We start from the raw sequence: 3,951 nt of genomic DNA on the forward strand, positions 1-3,951 counted from the left end.
GCCCGTCGTGCCCGTGGCGCCCGTCGTGCCCGGGGCCTCGGGTCGGGCCTCGTCGTGGGCCTCGCTGGCGAGCGAGCGCGTCAGGCGGCCGACGGCGACGCCCGCGACGACGGCGAGCCCCGCGAAGAGGCCCGGCCGGCGGCGCGCGAAGTCGGTGACGTCCGAGAGGAGCGTCCCCGGGTCGCGGCCCTCGAGGTAGTCGGCGGCGCTGCCCGCGCGACGGGAGACCTGGGCGACGAGCTCGCTCGCGAGGCCGGTGCTCTCCGACCTGTCGCCCATGTCGCGGAGCTCCTCGCTGAGCGTCCGCAGGCTGCCCGCCGCCTTCTCCTGCTGCACGCCGGTCTGCTGGCGGAGCTGGTCGCGGGTCTCGCTGACGAGGCCCTGGATCTGGCTGCGCGCCTCCGACGCGACCTTCCCGGCCTCGTCCTTCGTGACGCCGGCGACGTGCTGGGTCCCGGCCTTGGCGTCCGAGGCGACGCCCGCGGCCTGCTCCTTCGCGGTGTCCTTCGTGCTGCCGCCGCCGCCGTCGGCGCCGCCCGTGACGGTCCCGGTCGTCGACGTGACGGTGGCGGGGACGACCGCGTACGCGTCGTCGGCGTCGGTCCCGGCGCCCGTGGGCACCGCCGGTGAGATGTCGTTCGACATGTGTTCCCTCTCGCTGCTGATCGTGATCGTGTTCGAGATCGCCGGAGCCGCAGGGCCCGGCGATGACCTACGCAACTCCGCAGGGAGGGGAGTGAGAAGGGGCCCCGTCGAAAACGGGGCCCCCTAACAATTCGCGCGCGAATGCGCTATACGCCATGCGCCGCGCGCCGCGCGCCGCGCGCCGCGCGCCGCGCGCTGCGCGCTAGGGCGTCTTGCGCCCGCTGGTGTGCTTCACCGGGGTCACGGGCGGACCCTGGCGGCGGACGGCCGGTCGCACGGGCTCGCCGCGACGGTCCTGGCCGGGGACGGGACGGGAGCGCCGGCCGTAGATGAGCTCCGAGGAGTCGAGCAGCCACGGGACCAGCGCCAGCGTGACGCCGTGCACGAGCAGCAGCTTCTGGCGGATCCGCCGCGCCTTGTGGTTGTGCAGCAGCGTCTCCCACCAGTGCCCGACGATGTAGACGGGCGTGTAGACCGTGATGATCTCGCTGCCGTGCTCCTCACGGCGCGACTTCAGGTACTTGATGAGCGGGAAGCTGATGTCCCGATACGGCGAGGCCACGATGCGCAACGGCATGTCGATCTCCATGTCGATCCACTGCCGCTCCAGGAGCCTGGTGGCCTCGTCGTCGATGGAGACGTGCACGGCCTCGATGCTGTCGTGGTTCGCGGCGATGGCGTAGTCGAGGGCCTTGAGGACGGGCTTCTGCATGCGCCCGACGAGCACGACCGCGTGGTCGCCCGTGGAGCCGAAGACCGTGACGGGGTCGACCTCGATCTCCTTCTCCACGTCCCGGTAGTAGCGGTTGACGCCGAGCATGAGGAGGAACAGCACCGGCATGATCGCGAACACCAGCCAGGCGCCGTGCGTGAACTTGGTGATGGTGACGACGATGAGCACCAGCGCGGTGAGCAGCGCGCCGAACGCGTTGATGGACAGGCTGCGGATGACCTCGCCCCGGTCGGCGCACCCGGCCCGCAGCATCCGCAGCCAGTGGACCACCATGCCCGTCTGCCCGAGGGTGAACGACACGAAGACGCCGATGATGTAGAGCTGGATGAGCTGCGTGAGGTTCGCCTGGTACACGACGAGGATCAGCGTCGCGCCGAGCGCCAGCAGCAGCATGCCGTTGCTGTAGACGAGGCGGTCGCCCCGCGTCAGCAGCGACTTGGGCGCGTAGGCGTCCTTCGCGAGCACGGAGCCGAGCAGCGGGAAGCCGTTGAACGCGGTGTTGGCGGCGAGGAGCAGCACGGCCGCGGTGGTGGCCTGCAGCAGGTAGAACATGATGCTGCCGTCGTCGAACGTGGCCGCCGCGACCTGGGCCATGAGGCTCTTCTGCGGCTCCGTGGCGCACTCGGCCCAGCCGATGAGGTCGCACGGGTGCTCGCCGTAGTGGACGCGGGCGATGAGGGCCAGCGACGTGAGGCCGACGAACAGGACGATGGCGGTGCCGCCCATGATGACGAGGGTCGACTGCGCGTTCCTGACCTTGGGCGTGCGGAACGCGGGCACGCCGTTCGAGATGGCCTCGACGCCGGTGAGGGCCGAGCACCCGCTCGAGAACGCCCGGAGCAGCAGCAGGATGAAGGCGACCTGCGACAGGCTCGGGGTGTCGACCGTGTACGCCGCGGACTCGGCGACGGGCGGGTCGCCGAGCGCCGTGCGGGCGAGGCCCACCGCGATCATGACGCCGACGCTCGCGATGAAGAGGTACGTGGGGACCGCGAACGCCTTGCTCGACTCGCGGACGCCGCGGAGGTTGACCGCCGCGAGGAGGGCCACGAAGAAGACCGCGATCTCGACGCGGAAGGGGGCGATCTCGGGGATGGCGCTGATGATGTTGTCGACGCCGGAGGCGACCGACACGGCCACGGTGAGGATGTAGTCCACGAGGAGCGCGGACGCGACGACGAGGCCGGCCTTCTCCCCGAGGTTCTTGTGGGCGACCTCGTAGTCGCCGCCGCCCGACGGGTACGCCTTGATGAGCTGGCGGTAGCTGAGGACCACGACCACGAGCAGGATCACGACGCAGGCCGCGACCCAGGGCGCGAAGCTCAGGAACGCGAGGCCGCCGAGCGTGAGGATGAGGAGCAGCTCCTGCGGGGCGTAGGCCACCGAGCTCAGGGGGTCGCTCGCGAAGATGGGCAGCGCCAGGTGCTTGGGGAGCAGCTGGCCCTCGAGCTTGTCGCTGGCGAGCTTCTCGCCGATGAGCAGCCGCTTGGCGGGACTGCTCTCGGGAGCCTGGGGGTCCGGAGTCACGAGCGGCAACGATACCCCGCGACATGCCCGGGTCGCGACGGTTCCGGGAGCGGCTTCCCCGGGCGCCGGATCCCCGTCGTCCCGCGGACTACCCGGCGGTCGCGACCGGTCCCGTGGGCAGGGTCCCGGCGGCGTCGCCGGTCGGCCCGCCGCGGCCGCGCCGGCGGCGCTCCCGCACGGGGACGGGGAGGTCGAACAGGGGCAGGGTCCGCTGGACGATCGGGCCGATCAGGAGGGCGAACGCGAGCGTGCCGAGCCCCACGTTCCCGCCGAGGACCCAGCCGATCCCGAGCACGACCAGCTCGATCCCCACGCGCACGCGCCACACCGGCCACCCCGTGCGGCGGTGGATGCCCGTCATGAGGCCGTCGCGGGGGCCCGGGCCGAAGTGCGCCCCGATGTAGAGGCCCGTCGCGAGCCCGAGGAGCACGAGCCCGCCGGCGAAGAGCGGGACGCGGATCCAGAGGCTGTCGACCACCGGCACGACGACGAGCGCGACCTGGGCGCTGTAGCCGACGAAGACGACGTTGAGCACGGTGCCCCAGCCGGGGCGCTGGCGGATGGGGATCCAGAGCAGCAGCACGAGCGCGCCGATGATGTTCGTCACCAGCCCGAAGGGGAGCCCGGTGCGCACGGTGACGCCCTGGGAGAGGACGTCCCACGGGGAGACGCCGATGCCCGCCTGGAGCATCATCCCGATGGCGAAGCCGTAGAGGAAGATGCCGATGGCGAACTGGACTGAGCGACGGAGCATGTGGGAGATCCAATCGCGGCAGGGGCTTGCGGGACAAGTGGCCAATCGGCAGGCTGTGGCCTCATGACGCCGTCCGGATCCGCTCCTTCCACCGTGCTCGGCACCACCGCCCTCCTCGGGCTGCTCGGCGAGTGGACCCGGACGGGGAGCCCGGCGTACCGGGCGCTCGCCGACGGCATCCGGCGCCTCGTGCTCGACGGCCGCGTGCCGGTGGGCGCGCGGCTGCCCGCCGAGCGCGAGCTCGCCGCGGCCCTCGGCCTCAGCCGCACCACCGTCGCGGCCACCTACGCCG

3 protein-coding genes and 1 pseudogene are annotated in these 3,951 nt (G+C 72.1%); 1 reads left to right on the plus strand and 3 read right to left on the minus strand.

The window, feature by feature from the left end; genetic code table 11:
- The 3 genes and pseudogenes from Q6969_RS13860 to Q6969_RS13870 form a co-directional block, all read right to left on the minus strand.
- Positions 1-645 (minus strand): annotated as a pseudogene (locus tag Q6969_RS13860) (hypothetical protein); the annotation flags it as partial.
- Between the two features lie 202 nt (positions 646-847).
- A complete protein-coding gene (locus tag Q6969_RS13865; RefSeq protein ID WP_317230963.1) occupies positions 848-2,905 on the minus strand; it encodes an APC family permease in 2,058 nt (685 codons plus the stop codon).
- A gap of 88 nt (positions 2,906-2,993) precedes the next feature.
- A complete protein-coding gene (locus Q6969_RS13870; RefSeq protein ID WP_317230964.1) occupies positions 2,994-3,659 on the minus strand; it encodes a hypothetical protein in 666 nt (221 codons plus the stop codon).
- A gap of 93 nt (positions 3,660-3,752) precedes the next feature.
- Here Q6969_RS13870 and Q6969_RS13875 point away from each other — a divergent pair.
- The coding region (locus Q6969_RS13875) for a GntR family transcriptional regulator (protein ID WP_396335556.1) at positions 3,753-3,951 on the plus strand (199 nt) is incomplete at its 3' end.

The sequence above is a fragment of the Clavibacter sp. MX14-G9D genome, from assembly GCF_032917815.1.
In the GTDB taxonomy this organism is placed as follows: Bacteria; Actinomycetota; Actinomycetes; order Actinomycetales; family Microbacteriaceae; genus Clavibacter; species Clavibacter michiganensis_K.